Source organism: Pantoea sp. E2023-21 (assembly GCF_051302795.1).
Taxonomy (GTDB): Bacteria; Pseudomonadota; Gammaproteobacteria; order Enterobacterales; family Enterobacteriaceae; genus Pantoea; species Pantoea ludwigii_A.
The window spans coordinates 533,225-556,353 of the sequence record NZ_CP195345.1; the positions used below are offsets into that span (position 1 = coordinate 533,225).

At 50.9% G+C, this 23,129-nt stretch carries 22 protein-coding genes; 10 read left to right on the forward strand and 12 right to left on the reverse strand.

Features of this window, described 5'->3' with window-relative positions; genetic code table 11:
- Window positions 1–20 precede the first annotated feature (20 nt).
- Entirely contained in the window at window positions 21–1,052 is a 1,032-nt protein-coding gene (locus ACRQ84_RS21455) for a methionine synthase (RefSeq protein ID WP_483818033.1), read from the forward strand.
- Window positions 1,053–1,127: 75 nt separating this feature from the next.
- Here the strand turns inward: ACRQ84_RS21455 and ACRQ84_RS21460 are convergent, their stop codons facing one another.
- Window positions 1,128–2,633 carry a glucosyltransferase domain-containing protein gene (locus ACRQ84_RS21460; protein ID WP_483818034.1) on the reverse strand — a complete coding sequence of 502 codons (1,506 nt, stop codon included), beginning with the start codon at window positions 2,631–2,633 and terminating at the stop codon, window positions 1,128–1,130.
- A 173-nt stretch (window positions 2,634–2,806) separates the two neighbouring features.
- Between ACRQ84_RS21460 and yajD the strand changes: the two genes are divergently transcribed.
- Window positions 2,807–3,154 (forward strand): HNH nuclease YajD, encoded by a 348-nt coding sequence (yajD, locus tag ACRQ84_RS21465; RefSeq protein WP_034460453.1) that lies wholly within the window; start codon window positions 2,807–2,809, stop codon window positions 3,152–3,154.
- Between the two features lie 48 nt (window positions 3,155–3,202).
- Here the strand turns inward: yajD and fliD are convergent, their stop codons facing one another.
- Complete coding sequence (gene fliD, locus ACRQ84_RS21470; RefSeq protein ID WP_483818035.1) at window positions 3,203–4,615, reverse strand: flagellar filament capping protein FliD; 1,413 nt, start codon at window positions 4,613–4,615, stop codon at window positions 3,203–3,205.
- Between the two features lie 306 nt (window positions 4,616–4,921).
- On the opposite strand from fliD, the gene licT reads away from it, so the two are divergent.
- On the forward strand, window positions 4,922–5,785 hold the full coding sequence (gene licT, locus ACRQ84_RS21475) for a BglG family transcription antiterminator LicT (RefSeq protein WP_483818036.1): 864 nt from the start codon (window positions 4,922–4,924) through the stop codon (window positions 5,783–5,785).
- A 73-nt stretch (window positions 5,786–5,858) separates the two neighbouring features.
- Here licT and ACRQ84_RS21480 read toward each other — a convergent pair whose 3' ends face one another.
- The 4 genes from ACRQ84_RS21480 to ACRQ84_RS21495 all read right to left on the reverse strand — a co-directional run bounded on the left by ACRQ84_RS21480 (window position 5,859) and on the right by ACRQ84_RS21495 (window position 11,568).
- The gene (locus tag ACRQ84_RS21480; RefSeq protein ID WP_483818037.1) at window positions 5,859–7,253 is read right to left on the reverse strand and encodes a glycoside hydrolase family 1 protein; all 1,395 of its coding nucleotides are present in this window, start codon (window positions 7,251–7,253) and stop codon (window positions 5,859–5,861) included.
- A gap of 15 nt (window positions 7,254–7,268) precedes the next feature.
- Window positions 7,269–9,137 carry a PTS beta-glucoside transporter subunit IIABC gene (gene bglF / locus ACRQ84_RS21485; RefSeq protein WP_483818038.1) on the reverse strand — a complete coding sequence of 623 codons (1,869 nt, stop codon included), beginning with the start codon at window positions 9,135–9,137 and terminating at the stop codon, window positions 7,269–7,271.
- 213 nt (window positions 9,138–9,350) lie between these two features.
- Window positions 9,351–10,055: a YoaK family protein gene (locus tag ACRQ84_RS21490; RefSeq protein ID WP_064740217.1), complete on the reverse strand. Its 705-nt coding sequence runs from the start codon at window positions 10,053–10,055 to the stop codon at window positions 9,351–9,353.
- Between the two features lie 64 nt (window positions 10,056–10,119).
- A complete protein-coding gene (locus tag ACRQ84_RS21495) occupies window positions 10,120–11,568 on the reverse strand; it encodes a sugar porter family MFS transporter (protein WP_483818039.1) in 1,449 nt (482 codons plus the stop codon).
- Between the two features lie 243 nt (window positions 11,569–11,811).
- On the opposite strand from ACRQ84_RS21495, the gene ACRQ84_RS21500 reads away from it, so the two are divergent.
- The gene (locus ACRQ84_RS21500; RefSeq protein WP_073991688.1) at window positions 11,812–11,997 is read left to right on the forward strand and encodes a con-10 family general stress protein; all 186 of its coding nucleotides are present in this window, start codon (window positions 11,812–11,814) and stop codon (window positions 11,995–11,997) included.
- 41 nt (window positions 11,998–12,038) lie between these two features.
- Here ACRQ84_RS21500 and ACRQ84_RS21505 read toward each other — a convergent pair whose 3' ends face one another.
- Window positions 12,039–12,332: a hypothetical protein gene (locus tag ACRQ84_RS21505; protein WP_064740219.1), complete on the reverse strand. Its 294-nt coding sequence runs from the start codon at window positions 12,330–12,332 to the stop codon at window positions 12,039–12,041.
- 77 nt (window positions 12,333–12,409) lie between these two features.
- Here ACRQ84_RS21505 and ACRQ84_RS21510 point away from each other — a divergent pair, with 77 nt between their 5' ends.
- Entirely contained in the window at window positions 12,410–12,652 is a 243-nt protein-coding gene (locus ACRQ84_RS21510) for a ParD-like family protein (protein WP_064740220.1), read from the forward strand.
- Window positions 12,652–13,434, forward strand: a complete 783-nt coding sequence (gene map, locus ACRQ84_RS21515; protein ID WP_064740221.1) for a type I methionyl aminopeptidase — start codon at window positions 12,652–12,654, stop codon at window positions 13,432–13,434. The genes ACRQ84_RS21510 and map overlap by 1 nt, the downstream gene beginning before the upstream one ends.
- Before the next feature lie 43 nt (window positions 13,435–13,477).
- Here map and ACRQ84_RS21520 read toward each other — a convergent pair whose 3' ends face one another.
- Both ACRQ84_RS21520 and ACRQ84_RS21525 read right to left on the reverse strand, forming a co-directional pair.
- Window positions 13,478–14,980 (reverse strand): methyl-accepting chemotaxis protein, encoded by a 1,503-nt coding sequence (locus ACRQ84_RS21520; protein WP_231102743.1) that lies wholly within the window; start codon window positions 14,978–14,980, stop codon window positions 13,478–13,480.
- A gap of 492 nt (window positions 14,981–15,472) precedes the next feature.
- Entirely contained in the window at window positions 15,473–15,967 is a 495-nt protein-coding gene (locus ACRQ84_RS21525) for a DUF892 family protein (RefSeq protein ID WP_064740223.1), read from the reverse strand.
- A 450-nt stretch (window positions 15,968–16,417) separates the two neighbouring features.
- Between ACRQ84_RS21525 and ACRQ84_RS21530 the strand changes: the two genes are divergently transcribed.
- Together ACRQ84_RS21530 and uraH are read left to right on the forward strand one after the other, a co-directional pair.
- Complete coding sequence (locus ACRQ84_RS21530; protein WP_064740224.1) at window positions 16,418–16,621, forward strand: con-10 family general stress protein; 204 nt, start codon at window positions 16,418–16,420, stop codon at window positions 16,619–16,621.
- Window positions 16,622–17,280: 659 nt separating this feature from the next.
- The gene (uraH, locus tag ACRQ84_RS21535) at window positions 17,281–17,703 is read left to right on the forward strand and encodes a hydroxyisourate hydrolase (protein WP_483818522.1); all 423 of its coding nucleotides are present in this window, start codon (window positions 17,281–17,283) and stop codon (window positions 17,701–17,703) included.
- Window positions 17,704–17,790: 87 nt separating this feature from the next.
- Here the strand turns inward: uraH and ACRQ84_RS21540 are convergent, their stop codons facing one another.
- A complete protein-coding gene (locus ACRQ84_RS21540; protein WP_483818040.1) occupies window positions 17,791–18,876 on the reverse strand; it encodes an aldo/keto reductase in 1,086 nt (361 codons plus the stop codon).
- A 278-nt stretch (window positions 18,877–19,154) separates the two neighbouring features.
- Between ACRQ84_RS21540 and ACRQ84_RS21545 the strand changes: the two genes are divergently transcribed.
- Complete coding sequence (locus tag ACRQ84_RS21545; RefSeq protein WP_483818041.1) at window positions 19,155–19,967, forward strand: OBAP family protein; 813 nt, start codon at window positions 19,155–19,157, stop codon at window positions 19,965–19,967.
- Here ACRQ84_RS21545 and ACRQ84_RS21550 read toward each other — a convergent pair.
- Window positions 19,960–20,979, reverse strand: a complete 1,020-nt coding sequence (locus tag ACRQ84_RS21550) for a helix-turn-helix domain-containing protein (RefSeq protein ID WP_483818042.1) — start codon at window positions 20,977–20,979, stop codon at window positions 19,960–19,962. The genes ACRQ84_RS21545 and ACRQ84_RS21550 overlap by 8 nt on opposite strands.
- A 116-nt stretch (window positions 20,980–21,095) precedes the next feature.
- Here ACRQ84_RS21550 and ACRQ84_RS21555 point away from each other — a divergent pair, with 116 nt between their 5' ends.
- Entirely contained in the window at window positions 21,096–22,562 is a 1,467-nt protein-coding gene (locus tag ACRQ84_RS21555; RefSeq protein WP_483818043.1) for an MFS transporter, read from the forward strand.
- Here ACRQ84_RS21555 and ACRQ84_RS21560 read toward each other — a convergent pair whose 3' ends face one another.
- Window positions 22,563–23,111, reverse strand: coding sequence for a pyridoxamine 5'-phosphate oxidase family protein (locus ACRQ84_RS21560; RefSeq protein WP_483818044.1), 549 nt, complete (start codon window positions 23,109–23,111; stop codon window positions 22,563–22,565).
- Window positions 23,112–23,129: the final 18 nt, after the last annotated feature.

Consider the following 23,129-nt stretch of genomic DNA (forward strand, 5'->3'; position numbering starts at 1 on the left):
AAAATATAAGGTCACCTGCTATGAAAAAATTATTACCGACTTCCACTGCTGGTAGTTTACCGAAACCGTCCTGGCTTGCTCAGCCTGAGGTACTTTGGTCACCGTGGAAATTGCAAGATCAGGAATTAAACGACGGCAAACACGATGCGCTGCGCTTGTGCCTGGACGATCAACAGCAGGCAGGAATTGATATCGTTAGTGATGGCGAGCAAACGCGCCAGCACTTTGTTACCACCTTTATTGAACACCTCAATGGCGTGGATTTTGAGAAGCGCGAGATCGTTAAAATTCGCGATCGTTATGATGCAAGTGTACCGACCGTCGTTGGTCCTGTGAGTCGTCAAAAATCTGTGTTTGTAGAAGATGCGAAGTTTTTGCGTCAACAAACTGATCGTCCAATTAAGTGGGCGCTGCCAGGTCCAATGACCATGATCGATACGCTTTATGACAACCACTATAAAAGCCGCGAAAAACTTGCCTGGGAGTTCGCTAAAATTCTCAATGAAGAAGCGAAAGAATTAGAGGCGGTGGGCGTCGATATTATCCAGTTTGATGAGCCTGCATTTAATGTCTTCTTCGACGAAGTGAATGATTGGGGTATCGCGACCTTAGAAAGAGCCATTGAAGGGCTGAAATGCGAAACTGCTGTGCATATTTGCTATGGCTATGGCATCAAAGCCAATACCGACTGGAAAAAGACGCTGGGCACCGAGTGGCGTCAATATGAAGAGATTTTCCCTAAACTGCAGAAGTCGAATATCGATATCATCTCACTGGAGTGTCAAAACTCGCATGTGCCGATGGAATTGATGGAACTGATTCGTGGCAAAAAAGTGATGGTTGGCGCCATTGACGTGGCAAGCAATACCATTGAAACCCCAGAAGAAGTTGCCGCAACGCTGCGTAAAGCACTGCAGTTTGTCGATGCCGACAAGCTCTATCCGTGCACCAACTGCGGCATGATTCCGCTGCCTCGTGGCGTGGCAAGGGGCAAGTTAGATGCGTTGAGCGCAGGTGCAGAAATTGTTCGCAAAGAGCTGCTGAATAAATAACTCCAGCAAACAGTAGCGCTAATTAAAACTCAGTCCGGAATTGTTGCCAAACACTAACCGGACTGAGCAGCTGAATTAGGGTTGGGTAATCTGCCCACCCGATTTTCTGAAATCAATCACCATCGTATTCCCATCCTGAAAGGCGTCAAAATCCGTTCCCTGCGAGAAATACTGACGCGGTTTCATCACTCTCATTTCGTCCGTTGCTTTCACCGCTTTTAACCTCAAGCCTGCATGTTTGATAAGAGCCAGCCAAATCCACGGCTCAGACTCACCCAGCATTTTCATCCGGATATGATCAATGATGGGGAAATTACGAATATTGATTTGTACTTCCGGGGCATCATTTAACTGCCCAATAAAAGCGAGGGAATCGATCGATTGTGCAGTGGGAGCTGACAGCGTGATTTTAATCTGATTCATCACCTGCATTTGATAACGTTGATCGTTCACCACCGTATTGAAACTTATCAACATCACCACCAGATGGTAAAACAGCAAAATTACGCTGGCGCCCGCTAGCCAGTTTCTCATTGCAGGTAGAGATTGCACCGATACGTAGAAACAGAACAGGAAAGCAATGCTGCATGCGCCGAGCATGCGTGGAGCAATTAACGGTGTAGCTAATGCCAAAGAAAGTCCGGGAATTGCCGCGATGACAACGACTCCCGCAGTGAACATCAATATCCCCGCACTTAGCGTCAATTTCCGCTGCTGTTTAAGGTTTCGAGCCATCAAAATAAGGCCGGAAAACAACATAAGCAGAGGCAGCAAGACAAATATCATCATGCCACGCGGATAGGCGCTGAGAATAAGGTGACTGAACGCTTTAATCGTATCGATGAACACTAACAGTGAATCTGCGTCCGGTGATAACAGCTGACTGTGTTTCATGCTGTACCAATCGATCTTCACCGGCAATAAATAATTCATCGCGAATTTATAAACCAGAATAGCAATACCCAACGCAATGAGTTTCCCGAATAGCCACTTCCAGCTGAATTGATCGTGATTGAGCCGGGAGACGAGAAGCAAGGCTACGCAGGCAATATAGACATTAAGTCCTGGCTGATAGAGCGTCTGAATGAGCAATAACACCAGGGCAGTGTAAATGACCGCCTGAAACAGGTTAACTCGGTTGACCAGGCTTGCCAGCATGGCGCCAGCGAATGACAAAAGTATGGTTAGACTGTCATAGGTATAGAGCATGCCCTGCGTCAGAAAGGGATTAAGGACGACAAAAAGTGGCGGTACAAATGACCAGAAACCCGTAAGCGGAATTCTCAATTTTTCTGTGTAAAACACACTAGCAATACTTAACGCCAGCAGTCCAAGAAGTAAATTAAGCGGAGAAACATCGCTGACCGTATTACCAAATGAGATGAGGGACTGTAATAACCAGGTGCCCGGCCTGCCGTTACTTAGCCACGTCGAACTCGCCCCATCCAGTACTCTGTAAAGATCATCCCGATAATAAATTTTGTTGGTCCACACAGGAAGCGTGGCCAGCATTGCCACCATCATGGTCAAAGCGATACGCGGCATCCGGCTTACTGACGGAGGATCATTTACGGGCATCATGTTCTCACCAAATTCCCAGCGAATTAGCGCAGGCGGCTTTTCATCTCCGCGTAGTTACAGCCTAGTGTAGGCGGTTTTTTTCGAAGGGAGGGTCAGGGATGATAAACATTATTGGCAGGCTCGGGGTTCGCAGATAACATGTCGTTTTACCTCTTTAACAGGCAACGTCGGCAATGGCTCTGATCCCTAAAAACTACACGCGGCTGGAAAGCGGCTATCGCGAGAAAGCATTAAAAATCTATCCGTGGGTATGCGGCCGCTGCTCGCGCGAATTTGTTTATTCCAACCTGCGCGAATTAACTGTCCATCATATTGATCACGACCACACCAATAACCCGGAAGATGGCAGTAACTGGGAGTTGTTGTGCCTGTATTGTCACGACCACGAACACTCGAAATACACCGAAGCTGATCAGTACGGCACAACGGTTGTGGCGGGAGAAGATGCGCAAAAAGATGTCGGTGAAGCGACCTACAATCCTTTTGCCGATTTGAAGTCTATGTTGAATAAAAAGAAATAAGGTTACGGTCAGAAATAGCGGTCACCATGCATGGCGACCGCTATGCCCTTACTTATTCGTCTTAGTGCTATTACTGAACTGTTCGGTGAGATAGTTGCTGGTGTTGTTCAACACGCTGACCATCTTATCCAGATTGGTAAACTGCTTTTTATAACGCGCGATGGTGTCATCGATACGTTTGCTGGCGGTATTGTACTGATCGGTCAACGTATTCAGTTTTTTACTGATGCCATCCGTTGCGCCCTGCAATACGCCTTTGCTGCTGAGGAATGCGGTGAACGTCGTGTTCAGCACCGTCGACACGCCGGTTTTCTTGCCATCACCGGTGAACATGTCACGAATCGCTTCCGGTTTTACCTGCAGGCTGGTGGTCAATTTGGCGGCATCCAGATTAAGCTTACCGCTGGTTGGATCGGTGGTAATGCCCGCCTGCGATAAGGTTTTGTAGACGTTCGAACCCGAACTGTTCGCCAGAATACTCTTCAATTGCACCTGGATGTTACGCAGCGTGCCGTCGCCAAGCAGCGCCCCATTCTTCCCATCCGGATCTTTACCCGCGTCCACCGGCGTGTATTTGGTCAAACTCGCCATCGTATCCTGCAGCGAGTTATAGGCATTCACCCAATCGGTAATGGCGGTTTTGGCTTTATTTGTATCGCTGCTGACCGTCAGCGTTTGGTTGCCGCTGGTTTCATCGTTGAGCTTCAGCGTGATGCCTTCCACCGCGTCGGCGATCACATTGCTGCTGCTCTCAATCGCCACATTATTCACGGTCAACCTGGCATTCTGCGCCTCGACGCTTTGCGCCATACCGCTGCTGGCAGCATCTGACGCATCAAAGCCGATAAAGTCCTGCAAGGTATCATCGCCGGTCACGCTCAGCGATTTCAGCGCATTGGCGGTGCCGGACGCAGATGAAGTCAGTGATAAACGGTATTCAGTGGCTGACACCTTGATCAGGCTGGCGGTAACGCCAACGTCGGATTTGTTGATGGTGTCACGCATGGCCGAAAGCGAAGTCTGATCTTTGGTCAGCGTGATGCTCTTCTCTTTACCTTCGGCGTTAACAAATTTTAAGGTTCTGGACGCCGCATCGCTACCCATCGCCGCTTTGATATCGGTTTTGGTCTCGCTGGTTAGCGTCTGCGATTGCGCCAGTTTCTGCACGCTGATGGTGTATTTTCCCGCCAGCGCATTGCCGTTGGAATCGGCGCTAAACGCGCTCGAGCTGGATGCTGTGGTAGTCGATGTATAAAGCGCGGCATCGTTTAATTTATTGTTTGCCGTCTGGAAGGTCTGAATCGCGGTTTTAAGCGTGCCGTAAGCGGACAACTTCGCGGTTGCGGCGGATTGTTGTTTGGAAATCGGTGCCAGCGATTGTTTCTCTGCCGCGGTCAGTTTGTCGAGAATGGTGCTTAAACCCAGCCCTGAACCCACGCCTAATGTTGAAATCCCAGTCATGTACGCAACTCCTGTTAAATTAACCTTACGGTACTATCGGCAGCCTTAACGCAAACTTTATGGAATCCTGATCATTTCTTTACGCTATCTTTACACTCATTAAAACGGCGTCATCGTCTCCTCTCGCAGCATCGGATTAATCGCGCTGGAAATATGATGCGTTTCACATTTACCTGTCGCTCTGCTTGTCGGAAAAGTTCAGCCGATTATGATCTTGCGAGATTGTTACTGCGTTCAGCGCAGGCAAAACCTGACACGCCGTCCTCCCGGTGGGTCAGGTTTTTTATTTTTCAGGGCAGACAAAAAATGAAAATCGCCAAAATCCTCAACAATAATGTCGCGGTGGTACTGGGCGACAACGGCAAAGAACAAGTTGTGATGGGACGCGGTTTAGCGTTTCAGAAGCGCGTTGGCGACGAACTGGATGCGCAGCAGATCGAAAAAGTATTTGCGCTGCAAAGTGATGCCTTAACCGGCCGACTGAGCGAATTGTTGTCAGATATTCCGCTCGAGGTGATCACCACCAGCGAACTGATTATTGCCAATGCGCGCCAGCAGCTTGGCCAACCGCTGCATGAAAGTCTCTCTATCGCGCTGTGCGATCACTGCCATTTTGCGATCGAACGCCATCAGCAAGGCATCCCGATTCGTAACGTATTGAAGTGGGAGATCAAAACGCTTTATCCGAAAGAGTTTTCACTCGGTGTTGAAGCGCTTGAACTGATTAACAAGCGGCTGGGCGTCGAGCTACCGGAGGATGAGGCTGGATTTATCGCCCTGCATCTGGTGAACGCGCAGCTCGGCAGTGACTTCGCGGATGTTTCGCACATTACGCATTTTATGCAGGAAATCTTGCATATCGTGAAGTATCGCCTGCAACTGGATTACCGCACCGACAGCCTGAGCTACAACCGTTTTGTTAACCATCTGAAGTTCTTTGCGCAGCGCATGTTGGGCAAACGGGGCGTGTGGAGCGAGGATGAATCTCTGCATGATGTGGTGCGCGACAAGTATCCGCTGGCCTATCAATGTGCGGTGAAAATCGACCAGCATATTCAACAAAAATATCTGTATGAACTCTCCAGTGAGGAGCGCATGTTTCTCACTATTCATATCGAGCGGGTACGTAAAGAGACGCTGGCATTGCAGGATGACGCGGATGAGGCATAACGCTACGGTTTATGCGGCAATGCGCAATAAATTGCGCCGCTACGGTTTTTGCGGCGCAGGATTGATTGGATGGTTACTTCAATGCTTCACCGTGACTGCGAATCACATCCTGATACCAGAAGAAACTCTTTTTGCGTGAGCGCGTTAGCGTGCCGTTGCCCGCATCATCGCGATCAACATAGATAAAGCCGTAACGCTTGGAGAACTCGGCCTTTGACGCGCTAACCAAATCGATCGGTCCCCAACAGGTATAACCCATCACGTCCACGCCATCTTCAATCGCTTCACGCACTTGTACCAGATGATCATTGAGATACTGGATGCGGTAATCATCGTTAATGCGCCCGTCAGCTTCCACCACATCTTTGGCGCCGAGCCCATTTTCCACGATAAACAGCGGCTTTTGATAGCGGTCATACAGGATGTTAAGCAGAATGCGCAGCCCTTCGGGGTCAATCTGCCAGCCCCAATCGGAACTCGGTAGATGCGGGTTTGGCACCATTGAGAGGATATTGCCACGCGCTTTTTGATTCTCCTCTTCATTGGTGGTGACGCAGCCGGTCATGTAGTAGCTGAAGGAGATATAATCGACGGTATTTTGCAGGTCGCGCTTATCGGCTTCGGTGATCGCAATGCTGATGCCACGATCGGCGAAGAAGCGTTTCATATAGGCGGGATACGCGCCGCGCACCTGTACATCGCCAAAAAACAGCCATTCACGGTTTTGCTGCAAGGTTTCCAGCACATCTGCCGGGCGGCAGCTCAGCGGATAGAGCAGCGCGCCCAGCAGCATGTTGCCGATTTTGCCGTCCTTAACGATGTCATGGCAGGCTTTCACCGCGCGTCCGCTCGCCACCAGCTGATGATGAATGGCTTGATAGATCGCCTGCTGATCGCTCTCTTCCGCTAGTCCCACGCCAGTGAACGGCGCATGCAGCGACATGTTGATCTCATTGAAGGTCAGCCACAGTTTCACCTTATGCTGGAAGCGGGTGAACACTGCGCGCGCATAGCGCTCGAAGCAATCAATGGTGATGCGATTGCCCCAGCCGCCATACTTTTTGATCAAGCCGTAAGGCATTTCGTAATGTGACAGTGTCACCAGCGGTGTGATGTTGTATTTGGCCATCTCATCGAACAGGCGATCGTAATAGGCTAATCCTGCTTCATTGGGTTCCGCTTCATCGCCCTGCGGGAAGATGCGCGTCCAGGCAATCGAGGTGCGCAGCACGGTAAAGCCCATTTCGGCGAACAGTTTGATATCCTCCGGAAAACGGTTATAGAAATCGATAGCGGTATCTTTAATACCAAAGTCATCACCGCCGCGCTCCACGCGCGCACCAAAAATACCTTTCGGCTGCAAATCCGAGGTTGATAAGCCTTTACCACCTTCCTGATAAGCACCTTCAACCTGGTTAGCGGCCACCGCGCCGCCCCATAAAAATCCGTCCGGGAAACGTTTAGTCATTTGCTTGCTCCTCTATTATTTCAGCACCGCCAACAACGGAGCGCCTTCGCTCACGGCCGTGCGGCTCAGGGTTAACACATCCACAAAGTCATCACTGTTACTCACCAAAACCGGCGTGGTGAGGTCATAACCTGCGGCTTTAATGGCATCGAGATCGAACTCCAGCAGCAGATCGCCCACTTTTACCGGCTGATCGTTCACTACTTTGGCCGAGAAATATTGTCCATCCAGCTTCACGGTATCGAGGCCGACGTGGATCAGTACCTCCGCGCCCTGCGCCGACGTCAGCCCTATCGCATGGCCAGTACGGAACATTGACGACACTACGCCATCAATCGGGGAAACCACGCGGCCCTGCTGCGGAATAATCGCCGCGCCTTTGCCAAGCAATCCGCTGGCAAAGGTTTCATCGTTAACCTGATCGAGCGGGATCACGTTGCCCGCTATCGGGCTGACCACGCTTTCGCGGCGCGTCAGGCTGGTGGGCTGAGAAACCGGTGCGGGTGGCGCCACCACGTCGGCTGCGGGTTCACTCAGGCCGAACAGATAGGTGGTTACGCAGGCAAATAACAGCGCTACCGCCGCGCCAGCGAATGCCGCCAGCACGCTGGCATCAATGCCGCTGTTCGGCACCACCTGAATAAAGGTGAATACGCTTGGGAAACCAAAGGAGTAAATGGTGGTGTGCCAAAAGCCGAGAATCGCCGCACCCAATGCGCCACCGACGCAGCCGAAGATAAACGGACGACGACGTGGTAGCGTCACGCCATACACTGCCGGTTCAGTGATACCGAAGATGCTGGCGGTAAAGGCCGATCCCGCTATCGCTTTGAGTTTGACTTCGCGGGTACGCAGAAAAACACCCAGCGTTGCGCCCGCCTGGCCCAATACCGCAGGCATCAGCAATGGCAGCAGCGTGTCATGACCAAAGTTGGCGAGGTTGTTCAGCATGATCGGCACCAATCCCCAGTGCAGACCAAAAATCACGCACACTTGCCAAATTGCGCCCATCACTGCACCCGCGATCATCGGGCTGAGACTGTAAATCCACAAATAGCCTTCGGCCAGCATGCGGCTCAGCCAGGTCGCGGCCGGACCAATCGCCAGGAACGTCAGCGGCACGGTGATCAGCAAACAGCACAACGGCGTAGTGAAATTACGTACCGCGCTGGGTGAACGCGGATGTACCCAGCGCTCAATCAGGCTGGAAACCCAGGCCGCAAAGATAATCGGAATGACTGACGAACTATAGTTCAGCACTTCGAGCGGAATGCCGATGAAGGTCAGCGGATGGCCCTGCTGTTGCTGTTGCAGCACCTCGAGAATCATCGGATGCACCAGCGCAGCGGCGATGGCCATGCTGACAAACGGATTGCCGCCAAATTTTTTACCGGCGCTGTAGCCAAGCAAAATCGGCAGGAAGTAGAACAAACCGTCGCTGGCGACGAACAGCACTTTATAACTGCCGCTATCGGCACGCATTACACCCACCACCAAAGCCAGCGCCAGCAACCCTTTGATGATGCCGGTGGCGATCATCACACCGATAAACGGGGTAAAGATACCGGAAACCAGATCGATAAAGCGGGCAAACAGGCCTTGTGGCGCATCGGTGTCTGCGGCCTCGCTCTGATTATCCAGCACGTGACGTGCCGTCAGTTCGCGATACACTTCCGCCACTTGATTACCAATCACCACCTGATATTGGCCGCCGCTCTCCACCACCATGATCACGCCAGGGTTATCCTTTAACGCGGCGGTTTGCGCTTTTTGACTGTTTTTCAGTTTGAAGCGCAAGCGCGTGGCGCAGTGCATCACGCTGATGATGTTCTCTTTGCCGCCAACACCATTAACGATGTCATCCGCCAGTTCCTGATATTGCATCACTTTTTCTCCTGAACCTGCCTTAAACTCATGCCCCAAATTTCGCGCAAAAAAAAACCTGAGACGCGCCCTCTTCAACTGAAAAAGGGCGCGTCTCAGGTTTTGCCTGCCGAACAGTAACAATCCTCAACGGACGCTATCTTGCTTACAGGGCGATAAAAGTGGCAAGCAGTTTTAGTGAATGCCGTGGAGAAGTGTGAAGCCGGTCACCGATTAAATTCGTTTCAGTGCCGCCAGTGCCAGCACGCTGAGCAGTGCGCCAATCACCATCAGCAACAGATAGCTCATCCACTGCAGCAACCAAATCCCCAGCACGCCGCCGCCCAAAAACGCTACAACGGTGTAAAAATGCAACTTAAGCCGTTCAATGTAGAGCGGCGCATCTTTCGGCGATTCTTTGCGCCGCAGCACATCAAAAAGCATCGCCAGCTCAATGCCAATATCGGTCGCGGTGCCGGAAACGTGCGTAGTACGAACGCGAGCGTTGGAGATGCGCGTCACCACCGCATTCTGCAATCCCATCAAAAAACTCAGGCTCAGCACCAGCAGCACGCCGGAACCGCTAAAACGGAACCAGCTTTCAACCATGCCCAGCATCAGTAAAGCGATGCCTTCAATCAGGATATTGATGGCGTAAATGCCGCGTATCTGACGTCGTCTGCCGGAATTAATGATCAGCGTTGAGACCGATGATCCGGCGATAAACAGCAATACGATGAGCAGAAAAAACAGGCCAACGTGCAGATTGGCTTTTGCCAGATGGTCGGAGAGAGAGGAGACATTGCCGGTCATGTTCGCCGAGAAGAAGCCGACGGTTTCAAATGCCGCGGTGTTGAGTGCGCCTGCAACGGCGGCCAACGTGCAGGCCAGTCGGATATCGGTATTGAAGGTGCGCGTGTTCTCGGCGGTGATTAGCATGGGAAATCCTGGCCCGGTGAAAGAAACGTATCTTCCTCCCGCGACCAGGAATTCTCAAGCATCGCTATGCGGTTTGCTGATCCTGCTCTTGCTCGCTAAACCGCTCGCGCATTTCGTTTTCGATCTGCTCGAGTGATTTGCCCTTAGTCTCAGGCAACATAGTAATGACGAAAATCAGCGAACCGACATTAATGGCCGCAAAGATAAAGAATGCCGCATTGCCGGTAGCGGCCAACAACGGCGGGAAGGCAAACGCCACCGCCGCATTACAGATCCACTGGAATGAAACTGCAGCGCCGGTCAGCACGCCGCGCACTTTCATCGGGAACAGTTCCGACATTAACAACCAGTAAACCGGCGAAATACACATCTGCATGAAGAACAGGAACACCAGAATCGCCGCCAGCGCGAAGATACTTTGCGTCATATCTTGTGGCATCAACAGCAGCACGCAGCCGAGGACCAGCTGCATGGCGATCACCACCGTCAAACCGGTCATCAGCATGGTACGGCGTCCGAAACGTCCTACCGCTTTGATGCCCACCATGGTAGCCAGCACCGACACAATGCCGTTACCAATGGTCGCCGCAATCGACGCGTTGGTGCCCATGCCGGTGGTTTTCAGAATCACTGGCGTGTAATACATAAAGGCGTTCACGCCGGTAAATTGAATGACAATGCCCAGCCCCGCGCCCACCAACAGCAACCGCAGGATCCACTTCTCTTTCAACAGTTCTTTCGCTGAAGGCCCCTGACGCGCCGCCTTGGCGTGCTGACGCATCTCTGCCATCTCCCTTTTCACTTCACGCGGTGTTTCACGCAGTTTGTGCAGGATACGGCTCGCTTCTTTAATGCGCCCTTCTGCCACCATCCAGTGTGGTGACGCCGGGACAAAAAAGGTGCCGATGAACAGCAAGGCGCCCGGAATCATAGCCATCGCCAGCATGTAGCGCCACAGGTGCGGATCGTTAAGCGTAAAACTCATCACTGCGCTGACAACATAAGCCAGCAGCTGTCCGGAAACGATCATCAGCTCGTTGCGGCTGACCAATGGCGCACGACGCTTTGGTCCCGCAATTTCTGCAATAAACACCGGTACGGTTGAGGAACCCCCGCCGACGGCAATCCCAAGCAGAAAACGCATCGCCACCATCACATGTAGGTTTGGTGCTAATGCGGTACCAATTGCGCCGGCGACAAAGATCAGCGCCAACGTACGCAGCGTAATACGGCGACCAAAGCGGTCGGAGACGTAGCCACTGATAAAAGCGCCCATTGCGGCACCGAAAATCAGTGATGACGTCACTAAACCCTCGGTGAACGGGGTGAGATCGAGGCCGCCCTGATCGAGCGGTAAAGTCATAAACGGCAAGGCACCGGAGATAATGCCGGTGTCATAACCAAATGCCAGTGCGCCCATGGTGGCCACTAATACCACAAAGAAGATTCGCTGTTTGACGGTAAGGTTACTTAGCGGCGAATCGTCTTCACTATTTTGCTGCGATGTGTCCATTCCTGTTCCCTGCATGTTGAACGCGCCATCAGGCGCAAAGGTTGAAACCCAAAAGGCAGAAGTATAGACAGGAATTTCAAAATGTGACGGAGGTCACTGTTAAATAGCCAGATACATGAACTTTTTTTGATCTGTTTAAAACGATTGCGCTTTTATCTCTGGCTTAACTGTTGCGACGGACTAAAATAGCAGCGTGACTAGCTAGTCCTTAAATCTAATGGAACATTGATAAGAGGTCTTCCTATGAAACAACAGAGCTACAGAGGCGGCGCAGGGAATTTTGCCAACAATCCGGAACGTGCAAAAGAAGCTGGTAGTGCGGGAGGCAAAGCCAGTGGTGGCAACTTCAGAAACGACCCTGAAAGAGCCGTTGAAGCGGGCCGGAAGGGAGGCAAAATAAGCCGTCGTCCTCCAACGAAGTCTGAGTAAGGCGCCTTAGGATTTTTTATGCCATGGATTGGCTTCACCCTTCAGCTTTTACTGAACGTATAATTGAACACCCGGCCATTTTTCGTTTGAACAGTCAGTGTCTTTCCAGCCGTAGTATCCATCGTTCGGGCTTCGCTGTAGTTCCACATCATCAGTCTTTGGCCATCCGGATAAGCGGATTCCTTATCAGGCGGGCCAAACATGGCGATCAATTCAGCGCGGGTTGTCTGGCCTGTGTGTATGTTCTGAATACTGGCGGTATCAAAATTACGCCCCACCGAACTGGAACAGGCTGTCAGTACCAGCAGCAAACTGGTGATAATTATTCCTCTCATTATTTCTCCTTTGCATATCTCACCTTAAAATTGTAGCCTATATACATAACGCATACGTTTCATATACAGGTTATCGCATGGGCATCGTGAAAATCTCTGAGTTAATGCATGAGAATCTGCGCATCGCTAGCACGGCGATGAGCCGTTCAATCAATGCGCAGGCAGAACACTGGATGAAAATCGGCATGCTAGCCGAGATCTATCCGTCACTCAATCATCAGGAATTGACGCGTTTATTGATGCGCGTCGAACGCGACAGCGGTGCTGATTTAGCGCAACTGCTCGACCATCCTTCTTTCACCTCGCAGGGAATCGCGTAATGAGCATCAAACTGCACACCGCTGAAGAGATCGAACTGGCGCGTGCCGCCGGACACGCCGCCGCTAAAGTGCTGGAGATGATCACGCCGTACGTCAAACCGGGCGTGACCACCGATGAGCTGGACGCAATTTGCCACCAATACATCGTCAACGAATTGAAAGTTGTGCCGGCCAATATCGGCTATCACGGCTATACACGCACCACCTGCACCTCGGTGAATCACGTGGTGTGTCACGGCATCCCGGGTGAGAAAAAACTCAAGGATGGCGACATCGTCAACATTGACGTTGCCATTATTAAGGACGGTTGGTACGGCGATACTAGTCGCATGTATTACGTCGGTCAGCCATCGGTACGCGCGAAACGTCTGGTGGAAATCACCTATGAATCGATGGTGGCAGGCATCAACGTGGTAAAACCGGGCGCGACCTTGGGCGATATTGGTGCGGCGATACAACAGGTGGCGGAAAAAGCGGGTTTTTCCGTGGTGCGCGAGTATTGCGGTCACGGTGTTGGCGAGGTGTATCACGGCGATCCTCAGATTCTGCATTACGGCACCCCAGGCGAAGGATTAGCGCTGCAAGCCGGCATGATCTTCACGATTGAACCGATGATTAATGCTGGCAAAGCGGGCACCAGCGTATTGTCTGATGGCTGGACGGTGGTGACTAAAGATCGCTCGCTGTCGGCGCAGTGGGAACACACCATTGCGGTGACCGAAACTGGGTTTGATTTGTTAACACCGTGGCCAGAAGGCACCGGCGAATATCAGGCCATCTAAAAAATGATCCAGAACGCACACGCCGTTCTGGATCATCATCATCTTATGCCGTTCTACGCAGCGTAAACACGCTCACGCTATTCACCATATTTGCCGCCTGTTCGCTGAGCATCGCCGAAGCCGCCAGCGATTGCTCCACCAGCGACGCGTTCTGCTGGGTAGTGATATCAATCTGGCTGATAGCGGTATTGATCTGGCTGATGCCGTCGGCCTGCTCGCTACTGGCCTGATTGATCTGCACCAGCAGCTCTTTCATCTCAGCCACGTTGGACATCATGCCGTTCATCAGCTTATTGGCGTCCGTCACCATATCGCGCCCATCCGCAATACGCGTGGAAGACTCCTCAATCAAATTACGGATTTCATGCGACGAAGTCGCGGTTTTCTGCGCCAGGGCGCGCACTTCCTGCGCGACAACGGCGAAACCGCGACCATGTTCACCGGCACGCGCGGCTTCAACTGCCGCATTCAACGCCAGAATATTGGTTTGGAAGGCGATGGAATCGATCAGGTTAATGATGTCCGCCATACGGCTGGCAGAATCATTGATCTCGGCCATTTTGGTGGCAACGTTATCCATCATGCTGGCGTTACGCCCCACCGTGGTTTCAGCCTTGGCGGAAAGATCAGCGGCAACATGCGTGTTATTACGCGTATTGTTGATGGTGGCACTGAACTCTTCCACTGAGGCCGCCGTTTGTTCAACTGAACTCGCCTGCTCTTCCGTACGTGCAGCGAGATCGTTGGTGCCCGACATTATTTCGCTGGCACCACCCGATATTTGTTCAGCGCTCATACGAATATGGCTAACGATATGCGACATTTTCTCCTGCATTTGCTGAATGGCATTAATTAACTGGCCCATTTCATCTTTACGCTGCTCATAAAAGTCAGAGCTGAGATCGCCATCCGCCACTCTGCCAAGAAACGCAACGACCTTTCGTAATGGCACAGTAATCGAGCGGATAATTATCCAGCCAATTAACGCTGATACCATAATAGCCGCAACAAAAATAATCAGCATTGAAATTTTCGTTTTGCTGTAAGAGGCCATAAAGTTATTATAAGAGTCATTTATTTGCTGCTCTTGCAAAGTAATAAACCCTTCTACTTCATTGATATAATTCCGTTGTGCTGAAGCAAGCGTAGAAAAATAGAAATCCACTGCTTTAGACACATCATTGTTCACTAAATCAAAGAAGGCGTTTCTCTCTTTAAGGAAGTCCGCTCGCTTCACTTCAACGCGCTTAAGAAAGGCCAGTGACTGTTCATCCGTTGCCAACTCACCTAATCGCTTATAGGTTGCAGTGATCTTCTTCGATGCCTCCTGAAGATTGCTCTGAATGGTTGCCCGACGCGACGTATCGATTGGGCTCATCAGCAGTGCCTGCTGCTGCACTGTCACGTTGATTTCATCAATCAATTGGTTACCTAACGCTATGGTGGGGTAATCCTCTTTCATCATGCCATTGACGCCGGTCTCGGCTAAAAATAGCGAGTTTAATCCGAGCAATGCCACTAACAGTAGCATCGCGATATTGAGCACAGAGGATATTGTTAGTTTGGTCCGCAACTTTACATTACGCGAAAATCTTTGAACTACGTCCATTTAGAAACCTCAATGATTTTGATTGAAAAGTAGTGAAGAGAACGGTGTTATTTTAAAAATAGAAAATGCTCCGAGAGTGAATCGGCATCATCTTTGTTGTTATCGTCATCTATTTCATTAACATTAGCGTTGAACGTTAATTGAGGTGATTGGTAAAAAACAGGCATGAATGAATATTTCTTGAAATCGATTTCATTGATCAGTTTCAGTTAATAGAAACGAAACAAATGATATTATCCGCCTGGTTATTTTGCTTATTTTATAATAAAGAATTCCGTTAACCCTCAGAATATGGAAGAATTGATCTTATTTTTATCATTTGCAGCAATTTGACTCAGAGAAAACTGATTACTTATCTGCATAGTTTGGGATTTAGCACACGAAGCAGCGGTCAGCAAAGCTATCCTGCTGACCGACCGCCGTCATCCCTCAAAATGCTACTTCAGCACGCTGCAAAATCGCTTCATTCGCGACATCAGGAAGCTGATGGAGCAACCAATCCGCCATCTGCATTTCATGCTGCACGATACGCTGAAAAACCATTACGCCTTTATCATCTGCCGCCTGCTGTGCGGCTGCTAACAATGCAGTGTAGGTCGCCACTTTGTAGTTGCAGAAAACATAGCTGCTTACCGCAATGCGCACGCCCTCTTCATCACGCAGCATATCGCTTGCTGCCTGCCCAACCACTGACATACGTCCTAACGCATCTTTCATTGCCGACCAATTGCTGTCGTAACGTTTAAGCACATCTTTAACCTGCTGCTGTTGTTCACGTGTTTGCTGCATGTATTGCTTAATGCGCGCCTGCAGCAGCGGGAAGTCATCCAGACGCAACGCGGCGGCTTGCAGCAGTGACTCAGCATGTTTCTCCATGGCATGCGCATCGCGCAGCCAGTCCAGGTACACAAATTCTTTGGTCATCAATTCGCTCCGAAAGTGGGAATTTCTGCTACCGAACGGCTTGGTGATCGCGCACCGCCTGATAGCTGCCTGAAGGGATAAATATCGGCTCATTTAGACTAATAAATTAAAATAAGCGAAGCGTTAATTAAGACTTAACGAGCAGATTAATTAAACGTAGCAACGGTTCGCTGCGGCGCAAGTATTGAAACCCAGAATTGCGACTGAGATAAAATGTAACAACACCTACCGCTTCGCTTATTATTTCTGGCTGGAAAGCTTCCCTCTTCGCGTTAAAAAAATAATAATAAAGATTCATGGTAATTTCATGAAGACATCAATGAAAATCGACTGATAGTTAGGCAATCAAGATTGTTGAATTAAGTATTAAGATTAACCCTGGCTTGAATCTGGTAAAAACATCACTACATTTATTTTGCATCACATTGGCACTAACAAAGAGGAGAACCAATGACGGACGCTAAGAAGCTACCCGATGAGGAAGAAAAAAAACCGCAACGTCGTGGGGGCGCAGGTAACTTCGCAGAGAATAAGGAACGCGCGGCTGAAGCTGGGCGCAAAGGTGGTCAGGCGAGTAGCGGCAACTTCAAAAACGATCCTGAACGCGCCATTGAAGCAGGCCGTAAAGGAGGGAAGATCAGCCGGCGCAAATAACATTAGCATCACAAGAATACACAATTAACGTCGTTTAACTTCTGCCCCACACTCTCCTGACCCTGCATTTACGCTTCGCTTAAATACAGACACAATGCTGTCAGGGGAGTAATTTTTGTTAATAATACGATGCAATCGATTATTTCTTGATCAATCTCCACTTATTTACCGCTTCGCTTAACCTGGCTTTACCCTTCGCTTATTCCCAGGAAAATTACATTTGCAGGCTAATAATAAATTGCGTGTTTATTAAGATATTTCCGGCTCCGCTTACAGGATGTTACACACTTAGCCAGTGTATTCTGAATGATCGTAGGTACTAATTAGCCAGACATTAACGAAAAGTGAAAATGAGCCAAAACAAGCACAGTTGATTTTGTTGAGCGCCTTACATGCTGTTTACAGACCCACAATCTGATTTAGATAAGCGGGGTTACGCCCGCTTACTTGAAGATGGTGAAGCCAAAGTAGAGGAGTTCATGTCTGGGTGAATCTCTGTTACCAGATTGAAACTGCTGTATGAAATTGCGGCAAAAGATGATTTTGTCGATTACGTGCGCAATCTTCCAGGAAATTTCACATTTAATTCGATCGATTATCCTTCCGATATTTTTCGCCCTATTCTTCACCCACATTCACCTGTAAAAAATGGACATTTAATGAAAACTCAACTTGCTTTGATTGGCGCTTTACTTTCAACCGCAGCCATTTCAGCCGTGGCGGCACAACCTGCGGCAACTAAAAATCCGCTTAGCGTTCATGTATTGAATTTGCAGACCGGCTCGCCAACTGCAGGCATTGAAGTCGAACTCGATCAAAAACAAAATAATAACTGGGTGAAGTTAGCGAGTGGTAAAACCGACAGCAATGGCAGAATCAGTGCGCTGTTTCCAGCTGATCAAACGGCGACCGCAGGCAGCTATCGCGTGGTATTCAAAACCGGCGAATATTATAAAACCAACAATCAAAAAACCTTCTTCCCGGAAATTCCAGTGGAATTCAACATGGAAAGCAACGGCGAGCACTACCATATTCCTCTGCTGCTGAGCCCGTTTGGTTATTCGACCTATCGCGGTAACTAACTTCTTATTGGCCGCTATTGATGGCGGCCTGTTATAAACCCAACGCGTTTTATTCTGCGGGCCATCTGGTGTGGCCCGCTTAATGCGCTATTTCATTGCCTGATCTTTTCTGCTATCGAGCGTTTGCTGATATTCATTAAGAAAAGGCTGTTCCGCAGGATCAATACGATCCATGCCGCTGGTAAAACGGTGCCAATAAGGGTAATTAGGTGCCGGACGCGTTACCTGCTCAATACGCTGACGCTGCTCATCACTTAATTGCAGCTCGAAAGCGTTAAGGTTCTCACGTAAGTGCGCTTCAGTTCTGTTTCCCACAATCAGTGACGTAATGCCCGGTCGGTCGGCTAACCATGCCAGACAAATTTGGGGGATGGAAGCATTCAGTTCAGCACCCACTTCTTCTAGCACTTCAATGACTTTATAAGCATGCTCCATATCGTGCACATACGGCTCAGGCCATCCGCTACCTTGACGCGTCGAGGCCGGCGCCTTCTTATTGCGTCCCACCGCGCCGGTTAACAGACCCTCACCCAGCGGCCCCCAAACCAGCGTGCCAATATCCTGATCTAATGCCATCGGCAATAACTCGTATTCAGCTTCGCGTGATTCCGGCGTGTAATAAATCTGCTGACTCACAGGTTTAAATAACTGCTGTGCTTCAGCTCGCCCCAGCGTTTTCATCATTTGCCAGGCGGTATAATTCGAGGTACCAAAGTAACGAATCTTGCCGCTTTTAACCAAATCCTCCAATGCACGCAAAGTCTCATCCACCGACGTTACGCCGTCCCAATTGTGGATTTGGTACAAATCGATGTGATCGGTATTTAAGCGCTTTAAGCTTGCTTCACAGGCGTTAATTAAGTGGAAACGACTTGCTCCACTTGCGTTAGGGTCGTCGCCCAGCGGGCTTCTTGCTTTACTTGCCAGGATGATTTGGTCGCGTTTTTCTCGCAGCGCCTCACCTACAACCTCTTCGGCCCCGCCCATTGAATACAGGTCGGCTGTGTCGATCATATTTACACCGTGATCCAGCGCGATATCAATAAATCGGCGGGCTTCTGCTGCATTAACATTGCCGGTTTTTTCAAAGCCAGCTTTACCCGCAAAGGGAACCGTACCCAACACGCATTTGGAAACAAGCAGGCCGGAATGTCCGAGTTTTCTATATTGCATTTACTTTCCTCCTCTACAACTTTAAAAGGCGATCGTAATCGCAATTATTTCACACTATTAAATGATTTCGTTGAAAGCATAGAAGTCATCTACCTGATATGCAAACGGCGAAAGGACATTATTAGGAAACACGAAAATTAGCGGTAATTAATATACGCTTACATTCTTTTATTTTATTAAGCTGATTAAACCGAGCCATTGACCAAAATCGCGGTTATTTCAGCCAATATTTACTATTTGGTCTATCTTCTTCATACTCCTTATAAGATGGAAACTTTATGAAATCTTTACCTCTGATTATCTTTCCCGTTCTGTTATTGGCCGGTTGCGGTGCCTCAAATACGCCACCGCATACGCCCCTGCCTGGAAAGGAAACGTCTGCAAAAATGCGTACGCTAGAATCGGGAGCACAGGTGATGCAGTCGCGCCCGCCCGTGGAGGCCATCAGCGCATATCTTGACGGTTTTCATTTTTACAATGGCGACAAAAACGGACAGATGGAAGCGCATCACTATGTCACGGTGCTTAATGATGATGTTATGCAAGCCGTTATTTATGATGGAAATACTAAAGATGCGCGGCTAATGGGCGTTGAATACATCATCAGAGAGCGTCTGTTCAAAACGCTGCCACCCGATGAAAAAAAACTCTGGCACAGTCATCAGTATGAGGTGAAATCCGGCAGTTTAATTGCACCCGGTCTGCCAGCAGTTGCAGAGAAGGCGTTGATGAGTAACATCGTTAACACCTACGGTAAAACCTGGCACACCTGGCACACTGATCGAGATAAAACGTTGCCGCTGGGCAGTCCGGCGCTGATGATGGGCTTTACCGGTGAAGGGCAACTTGATCCGGCACTGCTTGCAGACCGGGATCGTCGTTTTGGTGTCAACACCCGAGACATCAAAGCACAACGGCAAGACATTGTGGCTCGCCCTGTAGCCGCGGGTGCAGATGCCTGGCAGCAAGGTAATGTCGTACAACTTAAACTGATAACAGGGTCAGGCGATCATGGCCACAATGACACGGACCATTTTGGCACCTCTGAGCAAACCGAACGAAAAATCAAACCGGACAAACCTGCTAGATAATGCTTGTTTCGTCTAATGACGCTCGTTCATTGAATGTCTTGCGCCAATTGGTCGGCGTGGTATTGAGTCGCTGGCGGAAGTGATGACGCAGCGCTTCCGGCGATCCAAATCCAGCCTGTTCGGCAACCTGATCCACACTCAGTTTGCCGCTCTCCAGCAGAGCACAGGCTTTTTCCAGCCGCACGTTTAGCATCCACTCTCCCGGCGTGGTTCCCGTGGCGTCATGAAAGCGTCGCAAAAAGGTGCGGCGGCTCATGCCGGCTTGCCTGGCGAGCTGATCAATCACTAACGGCGTGTTGAGGTGATTGCGTAAATCATCGAGCAGCGGTGAAAGATTTTTTGCCGCGCGTAGCGGCACCGGTTGCTGGATCAGCTGCGCCTGATTTCCTTCACGCAGCGGCGGCGTGACCATGTGGCGCGCGGTGCGGTTTGCCACTTCGATGCCATAATCGCGGCGAATCAGATGCAGGCACAAATCCACACCCGCCGCGCCACCCGCGGAGGTAATGATGCTGCCTTCATCAACATAAATCATGCCGTGCTCAACCTGCACTTGCGGGAAGCGTTGCGCCAGAATCTCGGTGCTGTTCCAGTGCGCGGTAGCACGCTTCCCATCCAGCAATCCGGCGGCGCCGAGTACGAAACTGCCTGCGCAGATCGAAACAATACGCGTGCCGTTGCGGTGGGCTTTTTGTAACGCCGCAATCAGCTGATCCGATGCCGGTTCATGCACGCTGCGCCAGCCGGGAATCACGATGGTGCCCGCCTCTTCCAGCAGCTCAAGTCCGCCGTCAACCACCAGCCGCACGCCGCCTTGCGCGCCGAAAACGCCCTCTTCTACCGACGCCACGCTCAAATCATACAAAGGCTGACCGAACACCTCGTCGGCGCGTCCGAAGGCCTCAACGGCGATGCCGAATTCAAAGGTACACAGACATTCATAGGCCAACAGAACCAGTCGGCGGTTGAACGGTGCAGGCGAACGGGCATGAAGCGGAGCAATCATTTGCATTACAGGTCACCGGAAAAATTGGCACGATCTTGACGATATATGGCATGCGGGCAGATTTCCACTGCCACGCCAATCTTTCATGCTGGCACGCTCTTAACGTATCGCAGGGATTGAGTATGAAGAACATGTTGGCGCTGATGGCGGTTTGTCTGGCCGCGTTGATGTCGGGATTGGAGATATCGAGCGTGCCGGTGATTTTGCCGGTGCTGGAAAAAGAGATGCACGCCAGTTTCCGCGAGCTGCAGTGGATCATGAATGCCTACACGCTCGCCTGCACCGCCGTGTTAATGGCAACCGGCACGCTGGCAGACACCTATGGACGCAAGCGCGTTTTTATCATCAGCATTATCGCCTTCGGCGTGACATCGGTGATGTGCGGATTGGCGGGAAATGCGCAGTGGCTGATCGTCGGGCGTTTGCTGCAAGGACTCAGCGGTGGCGCGATGCTAACTTGCCTGATTGCCATTTTGTCGTTCCAGTTTCCCCAGGGAAAAGCGCGCAGTCGTGCCTTCGCTGCGTGGGGCATTACTTTTGGCTTTGGACTGGGATTCGGCCCGATCATCGGCGGCGTGCTGGTCGCCTGGTTTAGCTGGCAATGGGTGTTTTTGGTGCATGGATTTATCGCGTTGCTGACGCTGATCCTCGCTTTAAAAAATGTGTTGGAATCGCGCGATGCCGAAGCCAAAAAGCTCGATCTCAGCGGCCTGATCACCTTATCGTTCAGCGTGGTCGGCACAACCTACCTCATCACGCAGGGCAGCAGTCTGGGTTGGCGCAGCCTTACGGCACAGCTGATTTTACTGGTTACGTTGCTGAGCGCGCTGCTGTTTGTATGGATTGAGAAACGCCATCCACACCCGATGTTTGATTTCTCAGTGTTCCGCATCCGTGCCTTTTCCGGTGCGCTGATGGGATCGATTGGCATGAACTTCAGCTTCTGGCCGCTGATGATTTATCTGCCGGTGTATTATCAGAGCGGACTTGGCTACAGCAGCATGGCAACCGGTTTGGCGCTGCTGGCTTACACCTTGCCGACCTTACTCATGCCGCCGCTCGGCGAAAAGTGGGTGGCGCGCTTTGGCGCGGCGCGCACGATTCCGCTGGGATTATTCACCATCGGCGCCGGCTTTATGCTGATGAAGTTCGCCGCCGCGCAGCAGATGAGTTTACTGCCGGGCGCGCTGATCGCTGGCATCGCGCTCGGGCTGACCAACACGCCTGTCACCAACACCACAACCGGATCGGTGCCAGGTAATCGCGTGGGTATGGCTTCTGGGATCGATATCAGCGCGCGCCTGATTACGCTTGCTATTAATATCGCGCTGATGGGCAGCTTGCTGGTGGCGGGCATCGCAGCGAGTCTGCAACGCCTTATGCCGGGACAAAATGATGTGTATGCACTGGCCGAGCACATCGCCGGCGGCGGCGAGGTTTTACTGGCCCCCAACATTGCCACGCAGGTGCTGACAGACGGTTTTTCCGGCGTGCTGTTGTATGGCGCGGCAGGCGTGTGGGGATTGGCGCTGGCCAGTTATCTGCTGTTTAACGTCCGGCGCAAGGCGCAGGAACAATGTACGTCTTAGTTACGGATGCACCCATTTGCTGTTGGTGAGCGCTCCGTCTGAGCTGTAATTGAGCAACGCTCTTTGATTGTTTTCCCGCGCCAGCAAACACCAATCCAGTTGGGTAATGCGGATCTGCAAGACGCCGAAATTATCCTCCGCATTACCGGCATCGTTGGCTGGGGAATCGAGGTCACTTCCCGGCGCAGCACCAGCATAGGTTTGCTGCGTCCGGGGCGTTAATCGTTGCCACGCCGCTTTAGCCACTGCGCTGTGTGCGGCGTGCAATTTGACCGTTCCCTGCAGCCGCAGCTGGGTTTTAGTGCAGTAACCTAAAACCGTCACGTCAGGATTAACCGCCAGCGCCTGCCACTTAGGGCTGCGCATATCGGTATGAAACTCCAGCGTGCGATGTATGTGGTCAACCGCGCGCAGCACCAATGTCCTTGCCTGCGGCTTGCCCTGTAGATCAACGGAAGCGAGCGTTAAGAAGTGAAATCCGGCATCAGGCTCGCGTGCGCTGGTTTCCAGTTGTTGCCAGCAAGCGTTATCAATCTCGCGCAATGACATCTGTTGCTCCTGTTGGCT